Origin of the sequence: Rudaea sp. 3F27F6 (genome assembly GCF_005503555.1) — a bacterium.
Lineage (GTDB): Bacteria > Pseudomonadota > Gammaproteobacteria > Xanthomonadales > Rhodanobacteraceae > Rudaea.
In genome coordinates this window covers 604,871-622,684 of record NZ_SCNG01000002.1, presented here as the reverse complement: position 1 = coordinate 622,684, position 17,814 = coordinate 604,871, and the positions used below count along the sequence as shown (strand labels likewise).

At 65.0% G+C, this 17,814-nt stretch carries 9 protein-coding genes; 3 read left to right on the top strand and 6 right to left on the bottom strand.

Annotation, left to right across the window (positions count from 1 at the left end):
* Positions 1-397: 397 nt before the first annotated feature.
* Entirely contained in the window at positions 398-2,494 is a 2,097-nt protein-coding gene (gene metG, locus FFS30_RS10490) for a methionine--tRNA ligase (protein ID WP_137913077.1), read from the bottom strand.
* Between the two features lie 20 nt (positions 2,495-2,514).
* On the opposite strand from metG, the gene FFS30_RS10485 reads away from it, so the two are divergent.
* A complete protein-coding gene (locus tag FFS30_RS10485; RefSeq protein ID WP_137913076.1) occupies positions 2,515-3,318 on the top strand; it encodes a response regulator transcription factor in 804 nt (267 codons plus the stop codon).
* Positions 3,319-3,393: 75 nt separating this feature from the next.
* Positions 3,394-5,184: an ATP-binding protein gene (locus FFS30_RS10480; RefSeq protein WP_171014555.1), complete on the top strand. Its 1,791-nt coding sequence runs from the start codon at positions 3,394-3,396 to the stop codon at positions 5,182-5,184.
* 221 nt (positions 5,185-5,405) lie between these two features.
* On the opposite strand, the gene FFS30_RS10475 is transcribed toward FFS30_RS10480, so the two are convergent.
* The 5 genes from FFS30_RS10475 to pgmB form a co-directional block, all read right to left on the bottom strand.
* Positions 5,406-7,682, bottom strand: a complete 2,277-nt coding sequence (locus tag FFS30_RS10475) for a glycosyl hydrolase family 65 protein (RefSeq protein WP_137913074.1) — start codon at positions 7,680-7,682, stop codon at positions 5,406-5,408.
* A 157-nt stretch (positions 7,683-7,839) separates the two neighbouring features.
* Positions 7,840-9,090, bottom strand: a complete 1,251-nt coding sequence (locus FFS30_RS10470; protein ID WP_137913555.1) for an MFS transporter — start codon at positions 9,088-9,090, stop codon at positions 7,840-7,842.
* Between the two features lie 36 nt (positions 9,091-9,126).
* Entirely contained in the window at positions 9,127-10,566 is a 1,440-nt protein-coding gene (locus FFS30_RS10465; RefSeq protein WP_137913073.1) for a sulfatase, read from the bottom strand.
* Between the two features lie 105 nt (positions 10,567-10,671).
* A complete protein-coding gene (locus FFS30_RS10460) occupies positions 10,672-13,299 on the bottom strand; it encodes a TonB-dependent receptor (RefSeq protein ID WP_137913072.1) in 2,628 nt (875 codons plus the stop codon).
* Between the two features lie 77 nt (positions 13,300-13,376).
* The gene (gene pgmB, locus FFS30_RS10455; protein ID WP_249352374.1) at positions 13,377-16,472 is read right to left on the bottom strand and encodes a beta-phosphoglucomutase; all 3,096 of its coding nucleotides are present in this window, start codon (positions 16,470-16,472) and stop codon (positions 13,377-13,379) included.
* 324 nt (positions 16,473-16,796) lie between these two features.
* On the opposite strand from pgmB, the gene FFS30_RS10450 reads away from it, so the two are divergent.
* Positions 16,797-17,813, top strand: coding sequence for a LacI family DNA-binding transcriptional regulator (locus FFS30_RS10450; protein ID WP_137913070.1), 1,017 nt, complete (start codon positions 16,797-16,799; stop codon positions 17,811-17,813).
* Position 17,814 lies beyond the last annotated feature (1 nt).

The following is a 17,814-nucleotide window of genomic DNA, read 5'->3' as shown; positions in this document are numbered from 1 at the left end:
GTTTCAGTCCGTCGGCAAATGGCGCCGCAGAGCCGCGGAACGGAATGGCGAAAAGGCGGGCAGGGGCATTCCGAGTGCGGCCGGGCGCGACCGCGGCGACGGGACGTCGCGCACCGACGCAGCCGCCGACGATGGCAGCCACGCGCGCATGCACGTTCCGATCGAGATCCGCATGAACAGCCCCCTGTTACGGGTCGATGGCCGGACATATCGACGGCATCGACTCGTCCCGACTCTAGCGAACGAGCGGTGGTGGCGAAAAGCGCGGCACTCTTAAATCGCGAGCGAGTCGACACTATTCGTGCTTCGCCGCGAGCTTGGCGCTGGATGCGGCGGCGGATTTGGCGCACGGCCGCGCGTTGCGCGCGGCCGGGTTCGCGAAGGCGCGGGTGCCGTCTTACTTGACCGGAGCGCCGGGCTGCGCCCCGGCATCCGCATCGAGCAGGAACAGATCCGCGTCGCCCGTGCCGGCCGAGAGGATCATGCCCTCGGAGACGCCGAAGCGCATCTTGCGCGGCGCGAGATTGGCGATGAACACGACACGGCGGCCGACGAGCTTTTCCGGCTCCGGATAGGCCGCGCGGATGCCGGAAAAAATCTGCCGCTTGCCGAGAGCGCCGGCATCGAGTTCGAAGCGCAGCAGCTTGTCCGATCCGTCGACGAAAGCGCATTGCAGAACCAGACCGACGCGCAGGTCGAGCCTGGCGAAGTCGTCGATGGAAATGAAGCCGTCGGCCGCGGCGGCCGGCACGCTTACGGCGGCGGCTTTGCCGCCCTTGGCGGGTTTCTTCTCGGCGGCCGGCGCGGGCGCGTTCGCCTGCAGCGAAGTTTTCGAGGCTTCGATCATCGCTTCGATCTTTTTCGCGTCGATGCGTGTGGCGAGCGCGGAGAACTCGTTGATCGGCGTGCCGAGCAGCGGCTGTGCCGCGGCATCGAAGTGCGGCGAGGTTTCGTTGAACAAGGCCGAGGCGCGCGCCGCGGTGGCCGGCACGATCGGCGCGAGGTAGATGCTGATCAGGCGGAAGTAATTCAGCGCGAGCGTGCAGACCGTATGCAGCTGGGCGAGACGCGCTTCGTCCTTGGCCAGATTCCACGGCGCGTTCTCGGCAACGTAGGCGTTCGCTTCGTCGGCGACGGCCATGATTTCGCGCGTCGCCGCGGCGAACTCGCCGGCGTCGAACTGTGCGGCACAGTGGGCAAGCCTTTGCGCGGCGTCGGCATAACGCGCGGCTTCGTCGGCCGGCAACTGCGCCGCGAGCCTGCCGCCGAAATGCTTGTGCACGAAACCCGCGGTGCGGCTCGCGATGTTGACCCACTTGCCGACCAGATGCGAATTGACGCGTTCCTCGAAGGCCTTGAGATCGAGATCGACGTCGACCGGCGCGGGACTGAGGATCGTCGCGTAGTAGTAGCGCAGATAGTCCGCATCGAGGCCCGCATCGAGATAAGTGCGCGCTTCGATGAAGGTGCCGCGCGACTTCGACATTTTCGCGCCGTTGACGGTGAGGTAGCCGTTGACGTGCAGCGCGGTCGGCGTGCGCAGCTTCGCGCCGTGCAGCATTGCCGGCCAGAACAGGCCGTGGAAGTTGACGATGTCCTTGCCGATGAAATGGTGCATCTCGGCCGTGCTGTTCTCGGCCAGATAGGCATCGAAGTCGCCACCGGTCTTCGCGCACCAGTTCTTGAAGCTGGCGAGATAGCCGACCGGCGCGTCGAGCCAGACGTAGAAGAACTTGCCCGGCGCATCGGGAATCGGAAAGCCGAAGTAGGGCGCGTCGCGCGAGATGTCCCAGTCGCGCACGCCGCCTTCGGCGTCGAGCCATTCCTTGAGCTTGGCGGCGACGGACGAATGCACGACCGGCTTGCTACCGGTGAGTTTTCCGGCCAGCCAACCGCGCAGCAGGGTGGTGAAGTCGCCGACCTTGAAGAAGTAATGCTCCGAGTCGCGCAATTCCGGCGTCGCGCCCGAGACCACCGAGCGCGGGTCGATCAGATCGGTCGGCGCGTAGGTCGCGCCGCAGTTCTCGCAGTTGTCGCCGTACTGATCGGGCGTGCCGCAGTTCGGACAGGTGCCCTTGATGTAGCGATCCGGCAGGAACATGTTCTTCACCGGGTCGTAGAGCTGGCGGATCGTGCGCTTGTCGATGTGACCCGCGTCGCGCAGGCGCCCGTAAATCAGGCTCGCGAGTTCGCGGTTCTCGTCCGAATGGGTGGTGTAGTAGTTGTCGTAGACCACGCTGAAATCGGCGAAGTCGCGCTCGTGCGAAGCCTGAATGCCCTTGATGAATTCCTCGGGCGCGAGCCCGGCCTTCTCGGCGGCGAGCATGATCGGCGTACCGTGCGCGTCGTCGGCGCTGACGAACACCACCGTATCGCCGGCCATGCGTCGCGCGCGCACCCAGATGTCGCATTGCAGGTAGCCCAGCAGATGGCCGATGTGCAGCGGGCCGTTCGCGTAGGGCAGGGCGTGGGTGACGAGAAGTTTGCGTGACATGTACGGCAGTTCCGGAGGGGATGCGCGAATTATCGCACGGCGCCGAAATTTTCCGCCGCGGCCGGCGCTTGCCGTTGTTCTACAATGACGCCGCAACGCGCGGTCCGCGGCAGTTCTTCGACGGCATACCTTTGAATCTCGCTACGATTCCCCTCGCACTGACTCCGGCTCTCGTGGTCGACGACGACACGAACGCGCGGCGGCGGCTCGCGCACGTTCTGCGCACACTCGGCGCAGACGACGCCGAACTCGCGTTCGCCGCGGACGCGGCCGAGGCGGACAGGCGCATGCAGGAGCGCCGCTTTGCTCTCGCCCTGATCGACATTGAACTGCCCGACGTCAGCGGCATCGAGCTGATCCGCACATGGCACGGGCGCGAAGACGCCCCGGCGGCGGTGATCGTGTCGACCTTCGGTACGCAGGACTTGATCCTCTCCGCACTGCAGGCCGGCGCAATCGGTTATCTGCTGAAGGAACGCGACGACGACGAGCTTGCCGCGGCCTTGCACAGCATCCGCGGCGGCGGCGCGCCGATCGATCCGTTCGTGGCCCGGCACATTTTGCGTCTCGTTGCGCAGACACACGGATCTACGTCAGCTTCCGCTGCAAGCGCAACCGACGCGCTGGCCGAACCGCTGACCCGGCGCGAAGAGGAGATCCTGCAGTTCGTCGCGCAGGGGCTGACCAGCCGCGAGATCGCCGGGCAACTGTCGCGGTCGACCTCGACCGTCGAGAGCCACGTCAAGAACATCTTCGCGAAACTGCAGGTATCCACGCGCACACAGGCGGTGCATCAGGCGCGGACGCTGGGGCTCTTGCACTAATCTATGTCGCTCGATCTGCGCCGAGCCGGGGGCGGCATGCGTTTCGTTCTTTTTCTTTTTTTTCTGTGCGCCTGCATGGCGGCGCACGCCGATGGATCACAGCCTGCGCTGCAGGCGATCGTTTCCGCCGAGACGGTGCGCGGCGATGTGCAATCGATGCAGCCGCCGGCCGGCGGCTGGCAGACGGTCGCAGTACCCGATTTCGTCAACGAGCGCTGGCCCGCATTCAACGGCGTGGTTTGGTATCGCATGACCTGGGACCAGACCGACGCGGCGCAACCGGTTGCGCTGGTTTTCGAATATCTCAACATGGCCGGGGCGATCTACGTTAACGGCATCCTGATCGACCGCGATGCGGATCTGCTCGCGCCGATTTCGCGTTCGTGGAAAACCCCGCGTTTCTTCGTTGTCGAAGCGCCGCTGCTGAAGGCGGGACGCAACGAAGTGCTCGTGCGCGTTTCTGCCGTCGCCGAATTCGGTCCCGGCATCGGTGCGGTCTCGGTCGGGTCGGTCACGGCGGCGCATGCACGCTACGAGGGCTACCGGTTCTGGCGCCAGGATCAGTTCCGCTTCACCCTACTGATCGAGGCGACGCTCGGCGCCTTCTTTCTGCTGCTCTGGTTCCTGCGCCGCAGCGAGACGGCGTTCGGCTGGTACGGCGTGAGCCAGCTGCTCTGGTTCGGCTACGTCGCCAACTATATCGCCATCGACGTCTGGCCGTTCAAGCACCACTACGACTGGGCGTTGGCCAGTGCGGCCAGCCTCGCCCTGTTCCTCGGCACGTTCACGATGTTCGTGCTGCGATTCTGCGCGCGGCGCTGGCCGCGCTTCGAGAAGGCGATGTGGAGCGCGATCGGTCTCGGCGTGCTGCTGCTGTTCGTGCTGCCGATGCCGTTCAACGATGCTTACCGGGTCCAGCTCGTCACGGTCTCGGGGCTGGTCGGCAGCGCGGTCAACATCCTGCTCATCGTGCTCGCCTGGCGCGGCAAGGCGATCGAGCCGCGCATCCTCTCGGCGGTCGCGCTGCTGCACATCGTCGCGGTCGTGCATGACCTGCTCGCGTTCACGCGGGTGATTCAGACCAACGTTTACATCGCCGACAACACCCAGTTCGTCAACGTGATCGGCATCGCCGCGCTGCTGATCTGGCGCTACGCGCGCAGCCTCGGCCGCATCGAGAACTTCAACGTGCAGCTGCAGAGCGATGTCGCCGCGGCGCGTGCCGAACTCGCCGACAATCTGCAGCGCCAGCACGAAGTCGAGATGACGCACGCGCGCATCGGCGAGCGCCTGAGCCTCGCACGCGACCTGCACGACGGCTTCGGCAGTTCGCTGATGGGCGGCCTCGCCGCGCTCGAACATGCGCCGGAGTCGCTGCCGCCGGCGCAACTGCTCAAACTGCTGCGCGACCTGCGCGACGAACTGCGCCTGATCGTCGACACCTCGGTGCACGACGCGCAGGCCGGCGGCAGTTTCGCCGATCAGCTCGTGCCGCTGCGCCATCGCCTGAGCCGCCTGCTCGAAGCGAAAGGCATCGCTTGCCGCTGGTCGTTCGACGGCCTCGACGGGGTGAAGCTGCCCTCGGCGCGCACGCTCGACGTGCTGCGTTTTCTGCAGGAAGCGCTGACCAACGTGATCAAGCACAGCGGCGCGGCGAATGTCACTGTCAGCGTGCGCCGCATCGGCGATGCGTTCGACGTCGCGGTCGCCGACGACGGCGTCGGTGCCGTCGCCGCGTCCGGCCACGGTGCGGGCATGGCGAGCATGCGCGCGCGCGCTCGCCGCCTCGGCGGCGAATTCGAGTTCGACTCGGCGCCGGGCCGCACCTGCGTCGCGCTGCGCGGCGTGCCGTTCGCTACGCCATAACGCAAAGCGCATCGCGGTTCGCAAAGAATCTCCGATTCGGGGGGAAAGCGTTCCCCGTTGCACCGGATCATCTTTCGTCGCAGTGTGCCGCGGTCTCGTTTGAGACGCGGCACTTTGCGGGAAGGCAAAAGCGCTCCGGCGCTTGAACAGATTGCGCAGCGCGAGAGCGCCTTTGCCTTATCCGTCCCTTCGGGGCACCTGCTCCCGGAGGGAGAGGGCAGTCAGCGTTTCTTTTTCTTCAGGGTCGTCTTGCCCGCGGCGTCGCGTTCGACGCTGATGTCGTAGCGCTGGCCGCGGAACGCGACGTTCTGCAGCTTCAGCGACTTCCACTGCGCCGGCAGGGTCGGCGCATAGGCTTCGTGCAGGCCCTCGTTGTCGATGCGCAGTCCGGTGAAGCCGTAGAGGAAGCTCTGGATGAAGCCAGCCGACGTGGCAAGGATGTAGCCCGCATTGTTCGCTACGGTTTCCGTGCGCACGTTGAACGGCGCCTTGAGGAAGCCGACGAGGTTGCGCTCGACCCATTCGCCCGCGGCCTGGTAGTTGCCGATCGACGAGGCGTGCACGGCGAGCATCACCATCATCATCTCGTTCGGGTCGTCGCCGTGGACCTTGAGTTCGTGCAATTGGAAATCGTAGTTGTTCTTGCGCACCTCGGGCGACATCGTCAGATCGAGATTCGGATACGACAACCACGACAGCGACGAGCCCATCCAGGTGATCTTGTCGTGCGGCACTGTTTCGTCGAAGTCGAGATGGCGCTGGTTCTTCGCATCGAACGGGATGTACATCTTCTGCGCAATGTCCGCCCAGGCCGGATCGGCTTTCTCGCCGACGAGACCGGCCGTGGCGACTGCGATGCGCAGCGCCTTTTGCGCGGCGGCGTTGGTGAAGGAGTCGTTCGGCACGTCGTTGTAGGCCTCGTCGGGTGAGGTGACGTGGTGGATTTCGTAGCGGTCGCGGCCCTGGTCGTAGGTCACGCGGCTCTTCCAGAACTCGGCGATTTCACGGATCACCGGCCAGCCGCTGTCGTGCAGCCACTTCTTGTCGCCGCTGGCGAGCCAGTACTGCCACTGTGCGATGGCGATGTCGGCGTTGACGTGAATTTCGCGATACACGTCGTAGGCGAAATGCGGCGTGTTGTCGACGCCGGTTTCCGGGTCGGACTCCCACGGATACATCGTGCCCTTGACGCCGTACTGCTTGGCACGCTCGCGTGCGGGCTGCATCGTACGATGGCGGAATTCGACGATCGGCTTGGCGCGCTCGGGATGTAGTAGCAGCAGCGCGGGGAAGACCCAGGCGTCCGAGTCCCAGAACGCATGGCCGGCGTAGTTCGGCGTCAGCGCGCAAGCGCCCATCGCCCAGGCCGTGCCGACCGTGGTGTTCGAGAGCAGGTAGTAGAGATCGGAATGAATCGCCTTCTGCACATTCGCATCGCCGTCGACGACGATGTCGGTCTTCCACAGTTCATGCCATGCGGCCTGGTGTGCGGCGAGCAGTTTGTCGAAGCCTTCGCTGCGCGCGGCCTTGGCGAGCGTTAGCGTCGCCTTGGCATCGTAGCTGCGCGATTCATTGCCCTGGATTTTGCTTGGCGATGCGCCCGGTACACGCCCGTCGCGCGTGATCGCGACGTATTTGGTGAAAGTATACGTCTTGCCTTTTTGTACTTTGGCGACGAGGTTGAGCGACAGTTTCACCTCGCTCTTTTCGAGTTTGGCGTCGACGACGGTCAGATCCTTGGGCAGCGAAATCGCTGCGGCCTCGGCCATCGTCAGTCCTTGCTCGGCGCGGCCGTCGAGCCACAGGGTCAGATCTTTCGCGTCGCCGTCGGCGCCCGATACGCGCGTGACGCCGTGATACCAGACCGCCTCGCGGTCGGAGTAGGGGATCGGCTTATTGTCGAGGGTCTGCCCGCTCGCGATCACCGAAGCGATCATCTGGTCGCCGGTCAGTTTGCCGATCGGCAGACGCGGAGCATGCTCGCTCCACAGGCGGATCGGGAAGGTGATTTGCACGTCGCCGTCGAACTGCGGCGTGATCGAGAGCCGGGTCGCGGCGAGATGCTGCGCGGACTGGCTGACGAAGGTCGTGACCTTCACGTCGGTCGCCTTGTTCGCATAGACGAAGCGGTAGCTCGTCGTCAGCGTGGCGTCGTGCATGTCCAGCGTCTGCGCGTAGTCGGTGAAGATGTGCGGCGCGACGCGGGTCGAGTTGAGCCAGCCGCCGCCTTGGTTGTAGTCGATCTCGCTCCAGCCGGGGATTGCCGCGGGGCGCGAAATGTCGTCCTGCTTGTAGTCCATGAACGCGACCATGTAGGCCATGTTCGGCTCGGTGCCGCGCACCGAAGTCATGGTCGAGAACCAGCCGTTGGCGAGGTAGCTCGGGAAATAGGCGTCGAAGTCCTTGGCCGTGCCGGTGAGCAGGAAGCTCGGGTCGGTGGCGGCAAGGGCTGCGTTGGAGAGAAGAAGAGAGATGAAGGCGAGGTTGCGCCGTTTCATGGAGTTTCCTTTGCTTTCCTTCTCCCGGCGGGAGAAGGTGGCGCGACAGCGCCGGATGAGGGAAAGACATTGCAGAGCGCAATGCCGCCACCACCCGAAAGGCTTCTCCCTCATCCGCCCTTCGGGCACCTTCTCCCGCGGGGAGAAGGAACGTCTGTCATTTCGCCGCCAGTTTCACCTCGACCGGCGCGCCGACGCCCGCGCGATTGGTTTCGCGCTTGAAGAAGTACAGCGTGATCAGCACGAGCGTCATCGGCACGAGCGAAAAATAGAAGGCATGGATGCCGTCGAACGCGGAGAACACCATCGCGGTGATGCGCGAACCGAGCGTGCCGCCGAGTGCGGAGAAGATCACGATCAGGCCCATCATCGCCGCGTGTGCCGGCTTCGGCAGCGAGCTGAGCACGACCGAGTTGATCACCGGGTAGATCGGCGCCATGAGCAGGCCGATCAGTGGAATCAGGTAGGCCGCGGCCGGCGCGTCGAACCAGCCGACGTCGGCGCGGCCGACGACATCGCGTGCGAGCGGTAGCACCAGCACGACGAGCACGCCCATGCCGATCACGCAGATATTGAGCAGCACGTACCACGGCACGCGGCGCAGCACCTGGCCCGCGGCGAGGCGGCCGAGTGCGGTGGTGCCGGCGAGGATGGTCGCGAGTTGGATACTCATTGCGTGCGGCAGCTTGAGGATCTCGTTGTTGAAGGTCGGCAGCCAGGTGCTGAAGCTCTGCTCGATCAGCACGTAGAGGAAGGCCGAGGCGAGAAACACGTAGATCAGCGGGCGCAGGAACAAGCGCAGCATTTCCGCTAGCGAACCCTTGAGCGAGTTGGTCGCCGCGCTGTGCGCGGCGGATTCGTCGAGCTGCGAGGTTGCAAGCAGACCGACGACGAGGAAGCAGATCGCGGCAAGCAGCCAGTAGACGTTGAACCAGACCGGATTCGCCGGATTCTTGTCGTCGATAAAGGCGCTGAACAGCCAGCCGCAGACGAGCACGCCGACCATGAACATGCCTTCGATCGTGTTGGTCAGGCGCGAGTGTTCGGTCGGGTCGCGCGTGAGCAGGCCGATCGACGAGTACACCGAGACTTTCGCCAGAGCGAAGCCGATACCGGTGCACATGAACAGCAGCTCGGTCGTGTGGAAGCCCGGATAGAGCCGCATCACGATGCAGGCCACGCCGACGATGGCGAGCGCGATCATCATCGCGCGCCGGTAGCCGAGCAGCGGCAGGAACGAGGCGACGAGCAGGGAGGTGACGGCGATCGGCAGATCCTTGAACAGCTCCAGGTTGCTCGCCTGCGGCTTGGTCACGCCGAAGGTCGCGATCGACTGCAGGATCACCGTGCCGACGCTGTTGAGCAGGATCGCGAAGATCACGTAGATCAGCGCGAGGGCCAGGACCATGCGGAATCGATTCGTCATTCGCTCTCTCTCGTCGTTTCAGTGCGCGCGCCCGAACGGGTCGGTCACGCCTTTCTGCCAGGGATCGTGCGTCGCGGTGCGCCAGACGTCGAGGCGGCGGCGCAGATCGGCCAGCGTCTGCGCATGCTCGGCCTTGCCGGCGAGATTGACGACTTCGTCGGGGTCGGCGGCGAGATCGTACAGCTCCTCGGCCGGACGGTGGTGGAACGCGTCGAGCGTGCGCTTGCCGAGCCGTGCGCCGGGCGTCGTGGTGATTGCCTTCCATGCGGGCGACAGCGCCACGTCGCTTGCGATCGGCACTTCGAGCGCCGGCTGCAGATTGAGGAAATAGCTGTAGCGACGCGTGCGCAGGCTGCGCGTCGGATAGTACTGGTCGATCTCGTGGAAGCTGTGCGTGGCGAACACTTCGTCCCAGCCGGTCGCATCGGCCTCGCCGAGAAGCGGCAGGATCGAGCGGCCGGGCAGGGGCAGGTAACGATAGTCCTTGGGCGGCGTGGCGCCGGTCCAGTCGAGAACGGTCGGTGCGATGTCGATCCAGCTGACCATCGCGCGGTTGCGCAAGCCGCGCTTCGCCGCGCCCGGTGCGCGCACGATCAGCGGCAGATGGATGCCTTCGTAGTAGAGATTGTCCTTAGCGCCCGGAAACGGGCGGCCGTTGTCGGACAGGTAGATCACCAGCGTATCGTCTGCGTGGCCAGTGTCCTTGAGTTCGCGCAGCAGAATGCCGATGCCGGCGTCCATGCGGCTGACGGCCTCGTAATACTCGGCGAGGTCGGCGCGCACGCCGGGCAGGTCGGGCAGATGCGACGGGATCGCGACGTCGACCAGTGCGTAGCGCTCGCGCTTCACTTCGGGCCAGTCGCGCGTATTGCCGAAATTCGACGCGTCGCCCGCGCGGTGCGGATCGCTGTAGGCGACGGTGAGAAAGAACGGCCGCGGGCCTTGTTCGCGCAGCCATTTGCCGGCGGCGTGGCCCATCGCGGCGACGTCGCGCACGAGCGGCCGTTCCGGTTCGAGCCACGCGTCGTAGGCGAGCGCGGCTTCGGGCTTCACATGAAGCTTGCCGACGAGCGCCGTCGCATAGCCGGCCTGCTTGAGCATCCACGGCAGCGTCTTGACGTCGTCGAGCAGGGAAAAATTGTGTACGTCGTGGGCGAGCCCGTACATGCCGTTGGTGTGCGAATACAGGCCCGTATACAAGGTCGCACGGCTCGAACTGCACGACGATACCGACGCGTAGGCATCGGTAAACAGCACACCATCGCGCGCGAGCGCGTCGAGCGTCGGCGTGCGCACTTTGCCGCCCGCGCAGCCGAGATCGTAACCGTGATCATCGGCGACGATCAGCAGCACGTTGCGCCGGTGCGCGGCGTCAGGCCGGCGTGGCGCCTGCGCGCGCAGGCGCGTGGCTGCTGCTGCCAGGCCCGCGGCGAGGAATTCGCGGCGATTGATCGTCATGCGCAATGATCCTTGCGTTGGTCCGTCCGCAAAAAAAAGCGGCCCGGTATCTGCGGGGAGGCAGCCCGGACCGCTCGTCGGAGAGGACGAACAAACCGCCAGCGATCAGAACTTGTACTTCGCCTGCACGTTGATCTCGCGGCCTTCGAGCGGACGCGCGAGGATGGTGCCGTCGACGCCCGCGGTGTTGCCGAAGAAGCGCGAGTTCGACTCGGTCAGGCCGAGCTCGTTGGTCAGGTTCGTGCCCTGCATGCGGAACTCCCAATTCTTGCCGACGTTGGCGACGACGCCGAAGTCCCAGGTGTTGTAGCTGCCGAGCTGTTGCAGGCCGGACAGATCCTGGGTGTGGTCGCCGACGTGCGTGTAGGTGACGAAGGCCATCAACGAACCCCACTCGAACGGAATCCGGTAGTTCGGCGTCAGGAAGAAGCGCACTTTCGGCTGACGCTGCAGTTGCACGCCGTTGATCACCGCACAGAGCTGCTCGCCCGTGTTGACGTCGGTATAGGTCTGGCAGGCGTTGTAGTGCGAGTACTTGCCGTCCTGGTAGTTGCCGGTGAAATCGACGCGGAAATTCTCGAACGGCGAAACATAGCCGGTGACGTTGACGCCCTTGGAATCCGAACCGTAGACCGAAGTCGGGCCGGTCGGCACGCCGCTCTGCGTCGTCGGCTGATAGGTCAGGCCGCTGAACTGACGATGGTAGGCGCTGATGTCGGCAAAGATCCATTCGTTCTGGAACTTGTAGCCGATCTCGAAGCTTTGCAGCTTCTGCACGGGCGGCGTATTGCCGGTCGCGTTGCCGCGCAGGGTGTTGTCGAAGTCGCCGAAATGCGGTCCCTTGGTCGCGCGCGCATAGGCCGACATGTTGTCGGCGATCTCGTAGTTTGCGCCGACCGAGAACGCCGGATGAGTCTTGTCGTAGTCGGTACGCGTGAACGTGCCGTTGCATGACGGAACTAGATTGTCGTACAGCGTGTACGGATTGCCATCGAGGTCACTCTTGCTCTGGTTGCACACGAGCAGATGGGCTTGCTGGTTCTCCACGCGGATGCCGGCATCGAATAGCCAGCGGTCGACGCGCCAGGAATCGGAAATGTACAGTGCCTTGTTGTTGGCGCTGCCTTTCTCGGCAATGTTGTAGTTGCCGTTGAAGTCGCTGAAACCCTGGTTGTTCGAGACGTAGTAGGTATGCCCGTTCTGCTGATAGCTCAGCACGATCGGCTTGGCGTTCGGCGTATTGCTCATCAGCATCTGATTGCCGAGCGACCACTTGTCGTCGTCGGTGTAGTGCGCGAGATACAGGCCGACGGTCAGCGTATTGCCCTCGAAGATCTCGCGGCTGACGCGCAGGTCGTTGACCAGGTTCTTCAGATGCTTCTGGATGTACCACCAGCCCTGGTGCACCACGCTTTGCGTGAGCGGCACATTGCCGCCGGTCGTATAGACAGCCGAGTAGGGCGTGCCTGCGGCAAGGTTGAGATTGTCCGAATCCAGCGGCTTGCCGCCCGGGCCGCAGAACACTCCGTTCGGAATGTTGCAACCGTAGAGGTAGTAGCTCAGCGGCTTGGTGTTGTTGCCCGAGAACAGGGCATTGGTGTTCATGTCGCCTTCGTTGTAGAGGAACTTGTCCGAGATCGACCAGCCGGCGATTTCGTAGTCGAAGTTGCCGCCGAAGAAATTCATCTTCGCGCCGCGGCCGTTGCCGAGGTCGGCGTTGACCGGGCCGTACGCGCCCTGCAGCGTGACGTTCTGCATCGCCTTGCTGTAGTAGGTACTGGTCAGCGGATCGAAGCCCGGATAAGCGCTGAAATTGCCCGGACTGTTCTGGTGCAGCGGAATCGGCGTGATGAACTGGTTCTTGTCGTCGATGCGGCGCGCGTACAGCGTGAACGAACCGTTGTCGAGATCGTGGGTCAAGGTCGCCGTGAGCTGGCCGCCCTGGTCGGCCTTGAAGCCCGGCGAACGTACGCCGTCGGACGTGCGCCAGAAGCCGCCGATGCTGCCGTACCAGCCGTCGGCGATCTTGAAGCCGTAGAAGCCGTCGAGGCGCCACAGGCCTTCGTCGCCGTAGGTGATGCCGATCGAACCGGACGGCTCGCTCGTGCCCTGCTTGAGGATGAAGTTCGCGGTCGCGCCGATCTGGCCGGGGCCAAGCACGACGGTCGGGCCGCCCTGCACGATTTCCGCGCGCTCGATCGTGTCGTCGAGGCGGAACGCCGAGGTCGTCTCGAAGAACGACAGGGTCGGCGCGCCGTACAGCGGCGAGCCCATCATCATCGTGGTGAAGTAGGGCGCGTCGCCGCCGCCCGGGAAGCCGGCGATTTCAATGTTCGCGCCGGTCTGACCGCCGGTCGATTCAGGCCACAGGCCAGGCGAGACCTTGAGCAGGTCCGCGGTGCTCTTCGGGTTGGCCTGCTTGATCTGCTCGGCGTTGACCGCGGTGATGATGTAGCTCGCGTCGATCTTCTTCACGCCGTTGTTCGAGGCCGAGCCGGTGACGACCATGCCTTCGAGGGTCTGGGTTTCGGTCTTCGCCGCCTGCGCGGCGTTTTTCGGCGCGGCGGCGGGCGCGGCCGCCGCGGCGGCTTGCGGATCGGGCGATGGCGCCGGTGCGGCATCGGCGGCGAGCGCGATCATCGGAGTCAGTGCGGCGAGGATCGCGACGGTCAGCGCCAGCCGAATCGTTTTTGGGCACGGCGCGTTCGCGTGCGTGGTGTTCGTTCGCTTCATGGGTTCTCCCTCCAAAATATGAATATGTTTTGTTGTTACCGTCGGCCCGCGAATTCTGCGTTGCGGGTCCGCGGCGGTCAGGTTTTTGCAGACAGCGTTTCCACGGGTTTTTTCACAACGAATTTCTCCAGATCGAATTCGGTCAGATCGCGCAGCACCGCATCGGCATCGGTGAGTACGCGCGCATCGCCGATGCCGAGCGCGGTCATGCCGGCGGCCTTGATCGCGGCGACGCCGGCCTGCGCGTCCTCGATACCGAGGCAGTTGGCAGGATCGACGTCGAGCGCTGCCGCGGCGCGCAGGAAGATCTCCGGATCGGGCTTGGCGCGCGCGATCGTGGCCGAGTCGACGATGTGGTCGAACAAGCCGGCGACGCCCATGCGCTCGACGAGTTCTTTGGCACTGCGGCTTGCCGAGGCGAGGGCGATCTTCAGGCCGGCGGCGCGCGCGGCCTTGAGCGCATCGAGCGCGCCGGGCAGCAGGTCGTTCGCCGAGAAGCTCTCGATCGCTTTGCGGTAGTAGCCGTTTTTGCGCTCGGCGAGTTCGTGCTTCTGCGTGCTCGTATAATTTTTCGCCGCATCGCCAAGCACGATATCGAGCGAGGCCATGCGGTCGACGCCTTTGAGCCGCTCGCCGATCGCATCGTCCCATGCCAGCCCAAGTTCGCCGGCGAGGCGCTTCCAGGCGGCGTGGTGCAAATGCGCCGTATCGGCGAGTACGCCGTCGAGATCGAAGATCAGGGCGTTGTAGGAGCGGGGATTGGGGATTCGGGATTGGGGATTCGGTAGAGCATGCTCGCCGAGCGCGAGGGTTTGTGCTTCGCGCGGGACGAGAGCGACACGTGTGTCGCCATGGAAGATGTCGAGCGTGGCGCCGTCGCGCAGGGTGTAGGTCACGGCGTTTGCCGCGACCGCGATGTCGAGTTTGCGGCCCTGCCAGACGAGGCCGAAGCGGTAGCCGCGCCAGCCGGGCGGCAGAATCGGATCGAAATGCAGCGCGCTGTCGCGCACGCGCAGGCCGCCGAAGCCCCAGGCGAGGCCGAGCCAGCTTCCGGCCATCGCGGCCATGTGCGCGCCGTGGCTGGTGTTCGCATGCAGGTCGTCGAGGTCGATGCGCAGGTTTTCGTGGAAGTACTCCTGCGCCTTGTCGGCATAGCCCAGTTCGGCGGCGAGGATGCCGAAAGTCGACGGCGACAGAGTCGAGTCGTGCACGGTGATCGCTTCGTAGTAATCGAAGCTGCGCCGCTTCACCGCCGGATCGACCTGGGCCGAATCGGCGAGAACGAAGGCGAGCAGCGCGTCCGCCTGCTTGCACACCTGATGGCGGTACAAGGTCAGCGGATGGTTGTGCATCAGCAGCGGGAATTTCTCGGGCGGAGTGCCCTTGACGTCCCACAACGGTTTGTCGAGGAAGGTGTCGTCCTGGGCGACGATGCCGAGTTTTTCGTCGTAGGGCAGGTACATTGCTTCGGCCGCGTGCGACCACTCGGCGATTTCCGCGGCGCTCAGCGCCAGTTTGTTTGCGAGCGCGGCATAGACATCAGGCGACTGCGCTTCTAGCGTGCGCATCGTTGCCGCGGCGTAGCGCAGATGTTCCTGCGCCATACGATTGGTGTAGTAGTTGTTGTCGACAAGTGCGGTGTATTCGTCGGGCCCGGTCACCGCGCAGATGCAGAACGCGCCGTCGCGGCGCGCATTGAAGTAACCGATCTGCAGCCAGATGCGCGCGGTCTCGATCAGGATTTCCGCGCCCATCTCGGCGAGGAAGGCGCGGTCGCCGGTTGCATCGACGTAGAGGCGCACGGCGAACGCGATCGCCGCATTGATGTGGTACTGCGCCGAACCCGAAGGGTAATGCGCCGAACATTCGTCCCCCGCGATCGTGCGCCACGGATACAGCGCGCCGCGCGCATGGCCCATTTCGCGCGCATGCAGGCGTGCGCGTTCGAGCGCGCGATAGCGCCAGACCAGCGACGGCTTCATCAGCGCGGGGGCGGTGAAGGCGAAGACCGGCAGGACGAAAGTTTCCGAATCCCAGAACACGTGACCTTCGTAGCCTTCGCCGGTCAGTCCCTTGGCCGCAATGCCGCCGCGGCCGTCGCGGTTGGCCGACTGGAACAGATGGAACAAGTTGAAGGCGAGCGCCTGCTCATCGCGGCCGTCTGCGGTGTCGACACCGATGTCGGCACCGCGCCAGAACGCGGCGACTTCGTCGGCCTGGGCGCGCGCAAGCGCATCGAAGCCGAGAGGCATCGCCGCATCGAGTGTACTTTGTGCCGATTTATACAAATCCGCGGCGGATTCACTGCCGCCCGGAAGAGTCCAGGCGTAGGCGGCGTATTTCTCGATCGTGATTTCTTCGCCTGCGGCGATCTCGGCGACGAACCATTGCCGCGCTGCGTTCGCGTCGGCTTCGGCGGCGGCGAAGGCAGCGCCGACGACGCGATGGCGCTGCACGCAGGCGACGCCGATCGCGCTCTGCCGCGTGCATTGCGCGAGCCGCGCTTCGTGTGCGTCGGCCGCCGCGTCGGTGACTTGCAGCGCGAGCCCCGCGCCTGTGCCGAAGCGCGGATCGTCACCCTGTGCCACCGCGGCGACGTCGCCGACGATCGCGGATTCGAGCGCGATCGGGCCGGCGTAGTCGAGCGAGCGCAAGGTCCAGCGCAGACAGAGCAGGCCCGGATGGGCGAGTGCGACGATGCGCTGTGCGCGCACTTCGAACGTGGCGCCGGTCGGTGTCTGGAAAGTCAGCTTACGCAGCAAGGTGCCCGCGTGCAGGTCGAGCGTGCGCTCGAAGGCGAGCACGCGGCCCTGTGCCGGGTCGGCCAGGATATCGTCGAGGAAAATGCGGATCGCCGTCGCGTCGGCGACCGGCACACGCGTATCGGTGGTGCGCGCGAAGCCGTGATGGCGCTCGTGGTAGTCGATCGCGCTGCGTTCCCAGACGCCGGCGATAAAGCTGCCTTGGGTCGCACTCGCGGATTCTTCGAGGCCGCCGCGCACACCGAGTGCGCCGTTGGCGAGCGCGAACAGAGTTTCGTCGCGCGCGGCCTGGTCGGGCTGCCATTGAGTCTGGGTGATGCGGCGTGCGTCGCGTGCCGGCAACGTGGCGGACGCAGCGGCATCTGCACTGCGGATCGCTGCGGACGGCGCGGCAGGAACCGTATCGTTCACGCGCAGATCCCGATCGCAGCGGATGACGTGGAGCGGAATCCCGCGGACGCCGGCGAAGACGCGCGCATCAGCGCATCGAACCTTTGCAGGTGCATCGATATTCCCTCCCATGTTCGCGCGCGGCTGGTGCGTGAACCCCTTTCGCGGACCGCCGACGCTGTCGTTCGCGAAAACGTAACAGCAAATGGTATCGATATCAAGATACCGATATCATTTGCTGCGGACGCACACGAAAGCGGCGGTAAATTGGACGTGCCGGCAGCGAAACGCCACACTAAGGCGCGAGGTCGGCGGAGCCGATCGAAGATCGGGCGTAGTCGGCGCATGGCCAAATCCAACCGCAGCAGCAGGCCCGCGATCGCGGCGGAAAACGCGATGACGATGGCCGATCTGGCCAAGCTCGCGGGGGTCTCGAAGATCACCGTGTCGCGCGCGCTTTCCGAAAACGGCATCGTCTCGGCGCAGACCCGCGACAAGGTGCGCGCACTCGCCGCCGAACATGGCTACAAACTCAACGTCAGTGCGCGCAACCTGCGTCTGCGCCAAAGCCACACGATCGCGGTGATCGTCGAGATGACGCCGAGCGTCAACCGGCCGATGTCCGATCCGTATCCGCTCGAACTGCTTGGCGGCATCGCCCAGGAACTCGCCACGGCGAACTACAGCGTGCTGCTGACCACACGCCAGGGCGCGCTTGCGCCGGCGGTGCAGGCGGCCGACGCGGTGATCCTGCTCGGCCAGGGCGCGAAGCAACAAGCGGTGCATCTGTTCGATCGCCTGCGCCTGCCGATGGTCGTGTGGGGCGCGCCCGGCGCGGACGACGCGCACGTGGTCGTCGGCAGCGACAACCGCCTCGGCGGCGCGAACGCGGCCGAACGTTTCGTCTCGCTTGGCCGGCATCATCCGGTTTTTCTCGGCGACACCGATCATGCGGAAATGGCCGAGCGCCATACCGGTTTCGTCAGGCATCTGAAGAAGCACGGCATCGCGCCGCTGGTCGTCAACCACAAAGCGTTCACCGCCGAATCGGGATTCGAGGCGGTGCATGCGCTGCTGCGCAAGAAGGCGCGCTTCGACGCGGTGTTCGCCTGCAACGACTTGCTCGCGATGGGTGCGGTGCGTGCGTTGATCGAGAACGGCCAGCGCGTGCCCGAGGACGTTTCCGTGATCGGCTACGACGACACGCCGCTCGGCGCGGCTTTTATTCCCGCGCTGTCGTCGGTCCACCAAAACTGGCACGAAGGCGGAGTGCTGCTGGCGCGCAAGGCGCTCGCGCTGTTCCGCGGTGAATCGGTGTCTTCCGAGATCCTGCCGAGCCGGCTGGTCGTGCGCGCGACCTGAA

What these genes read in the sequence shown, in the direction of transcription:
- metG (WP_137913077.1), bottom strand. Translation starts at nt 2,494, where the DNA reads ATGTCACGCAAACTTCTCGTCACCCACGCCCTGCCCTACGCGAACGGC.
- FFS30_RS10485 (WP_137913076.1), top strand. Translation starts at nt 2,515, where the DNA reads ATGCGCGAATTATCGCACGGCGCCGAAATTTTCCGCCGCGGCCGGCGC.
- FFS30_RS10480 (WP_171014555.1), top strand. Translation starts at nt 3,394, where the DNA reads ATGGCGGCGCACGCCGATGGATCACAGCCTGCGCTGCAGGCGATCGTT.
- FFS30_RS10475 (WP_137913074.1), bottom strand. Translation starts at nt 7,682, where the DNA reads ATGAAACGGCGCAACCTCGCCTTCATCTCTCTTCTTCTCTCCAACGCA.
- FFS30_RS10470 (WP_137913555.1), bottom strand. Translation starts at nt 9,090, where the DNA reads ATGGTCCTGGCCCTCGCGCTGATCTACGTGATCTTCGCGATCCTGCTC.
- FFS30_RS10465 (WP_137913073.1), bottom strand. Translation starts at nt 10,566, where the DNA reads ATGACGATCAATCGCCGCGAATTCCTCGCCGCGGGCCTGGCAGCAGCA.
- FFS30_RS10460 (WP_137913072.1), bottom strand. Translation starts at nt 13,299, where the DNA reads ATGAAGCGAACGAACACCACGCACGCGAACGCGCCGTGCCCAAAAACG.
- FFS30_RS10450 (WP_137913070.1), top strand. Translation starts at nt 16,797, where the DNA reads ATGGCCAAATCCAACCGCAGCAGCAGGCCCGCGATCGCGGCGGAAAAC.